The sequence below is a fragment of the Aeromonas sp. R1-1 genome (assembly GCF_040908495.1).
Taxonomy (GTDB): domain Bacteria; phylum Pseudomonadota; class Gammaproteobacteria; order Enterobacterales; family Aeromonadaceae; genus Aeromonas; species Aeromonas veronii.
On record NZ_JBFODV010000091.1, the window covers coordinates 1 to 2,545 of the forward strand.

The 2,545-nt window shown below is 58.8% G+C and carries 1 protein-coding gene and 1 tRNA gene; both read left to right on the forward strand.

Going from position 1 to position 2,545, the window contains the following annotated elements; translation table 11 throughout:
• The first annotated feature begins 537 nt into the window (after positions 1-537).
• Positions 538-2,274: a C4-dicarboxylic acid transporter DauA gene (gene dauA / locus AB5Y92_RS05395; RefSeq protein ID WP_368225873.1), complete on the forward strand. Its 1,737-nt coding sequence runs from the start codon at positions 538-540 to the stop codon at positions 2,272-2,274.
• A 183-nt stretch (positions 2,275-2,457) separates the two neighbouring features.
• Positions 2,458-2,545: transfer RNA gene (locus AB5Y92_RS05400), tRNA-Ser, on the forward strand.

Consider the following 2,545-nt stretch of genomic DNA (forward strand, 5'->3'; position numbering starts at 1 on the left):
GTGACATACGGATTAACAGTCCGCCGTTCTACCGACTGAACTAAGGAGGAATTGCCTGTCTCGTCAAGACGGGGCGAATATTAATGACCAGGGCGGCGGGTGTCAACCCGCGAATTTCCCGAAAACCGGATTTTCGGACTGTTTGCCCAAAAGTTGCGCTTTGCGGTTTATTTTCAGCACAATCAGTCCCTTGCCATCGCCTTGGCCAACTGATGCAGGGAGCATTGGTTAGGTTCGTATCAACCTGATGATGCCAGCATGATATTGCGAACGTGCTGGCAAGCCAATAAGACTCAAGTGGTGAACTTTGCAGCTAAATGGGGCAGCGCAATCATCAACATCGGCGATTTGGTAGCAAATAGGCCAAATAACGGGTGAGCGCGCGTTTCATTGATCCTGCCCATCGAAAAAATGGCCCGTCTGGAGTAAGGTTACGCAGGATACCATCGCCGCGTCGACAGCCCTGCCGGCCCTTGATGATGATCGGGCGCCGGATCTCTCCGGCCTTTATCTCCCTCTTCTGGTATTACGATATACATGCACAAGCAAGCCTCTTTAAATAGCGTGAAGCTCGCCATAGCCTTACGCCAGTCCTGTATTGATGAACCCTACAGCATGGCCCGCTTCGGCCGTGATCTTATCGCCGGTGTGACGGTGGGCATCATCGCCATCCCGCTCGCCATGGCGCTGGCCATCGCCAGCGGTGTACCGCCACAACACGGTCTCTATACCGCCATCATCGCCGGTATCGTGATCGCCGTGACCGGTGGCTCCCGTTACTCCATCTCCGGCCCAACCGCTGCCTTTGTAGTGATCCTCTACCCGGTCGCCCAGCAGTTCGGGGTTGGCGGTCTGTTGATGGCGACGCTCATCTCAGGCCTTTTTCTGGTGGCGATGGGGATGGCCCGTCTTGGCCGCCTTATCGAGTACATTCCCCCGTCAGTGACGCTGGGCTTTACCGGTGGTATCGCCATCGTGATCGCCACCTTGCAGATCAAGGACTTCTTTGGCCTGAGCGTGCCCGAGATGCCGGAAACCTATCTGGGCAAGGTCGAGGCGCTGACCGCCGCCCTGCCAAGTTGGCAGTGGGGCGATACCCTGGTGGGGGTCGCAACGCTGGCCGTGCTGCTGCTCTGGCCACGCCTGCGTCTGCCGGTGCCGGGCCACCTGCCCGCGGTACTGGTCGGGGTGGGCCTGGGTTTTGGCCTCCATTACTTCGGGGTGGATGTGGCCACCATCGGCAGCAAGTTCAGCTATACCCTGGCCGACGGCACCCAAGGGATGGGGATCCCGCCCATCGCACCAACTCTGGTGATGCCCTGGGCCTTGCCCGGACCGGATGGCTTGCCGGTCGAATGGAACCTAGCGGCTGTTGAGCGGCTGCTGCCTGCCGCCTTCTCCATGGCGATGCTGGGGGCGATCGAGTCGCTGCTCTGCGCTGTGGTGCTCGATGGCATGACCGGTCGCAAACACAGCTCCAACGCCGAACTGGTGGGGCAGGGGCTTGGCAACATCTTCGCTCCCTTCTTTGGCGGCATTACTGCTACCGCCGCCATCGCCCGCTCTGCCGCCAACGTGCGTGCCGGCGCTACGTCCCCCATTTCGGGGATCGTCCATGCGCTGGTGGTGCTGGCCGCCATTCTGGTGCTGGCCCCCTGGCTCTCCTGGTTGCCACTCTCGGCCATGGCTGCCTTGCTGCTCATCGTGGCCTGGAATATGAGTGAAGCGCACAAGGTGGTGGAGCTGATCCGTCGCGCGCCCAAATCCGATGTGCTGGTGCTGCTGGTCTGCCTGTCGCTCACCGTTATCTTCGACATGGTCATCGCCATCACCTTCGGGGTGATCCTGGCGTCCCTGCTCTTTATGCGCGAAATCGCCAAGATGACCAAACTGCACGATTTGGCCGAGCACAAACGCTATGCCCGCGAGGTGCCGGACAACGGCCTGCTCTACAAGATCAACGGCCCGCTCTTCTTCGCAGCGGCCGAACGGGTCTTTGCCGAGCTGGAAGCTCAAGTGAAAGGGCACAAGGTGCTGGTGTTGCAGATGGAGGCGGTCTCCATCCTCGATGCGGGCGGCCTGTCAGCCTTCCTCCACTTTGGCAAGCAGATGACTAAAGCCGGTGTCGAGTTACGGGTGGCCGAGTTGCAGTTCCAACCGCTCAAGACCCTGGCCCGTGCCAAGGTACGGCCGCAGCCCGGCAAGCTGGAATTTTACGGCTCGCTGGAAGAGGCGCTCAAAGGTGAACATTTGCACGAAGCGGCAGTAAATTGATTGAAAGAGATACGAAACGGCATATTTTTGGTCACTTGGTTCGGATATTGAGCAAACGAGCGCAAAAAGTAAAAAATTGCATTGACCAAAAGCCATCGTATCCCTTACATTACGCCCCGTCGCCGCGGCATGGTCCGCCAGCGAATGTGCTGCTCAATCACATAAAGCAGTGAGCAAAAATTTGGTGAGGTGTCCGAGTGGCTGAAGGAGCACGCCTGGAAAGTGTGTATACGGCAACGTATCGAGGGTTCGAATCCCTCCCTCACCGCCA

Bases quoted from the DNA above. Each gene is read 5' to 3' on its own strand.
- dauA (WP_368225873.1), top strand. From the start codon at position 538: ATGCACAAGCAAGCCTCTTTAAATAGCGTGAAGCTCGCCATAGCCTTA.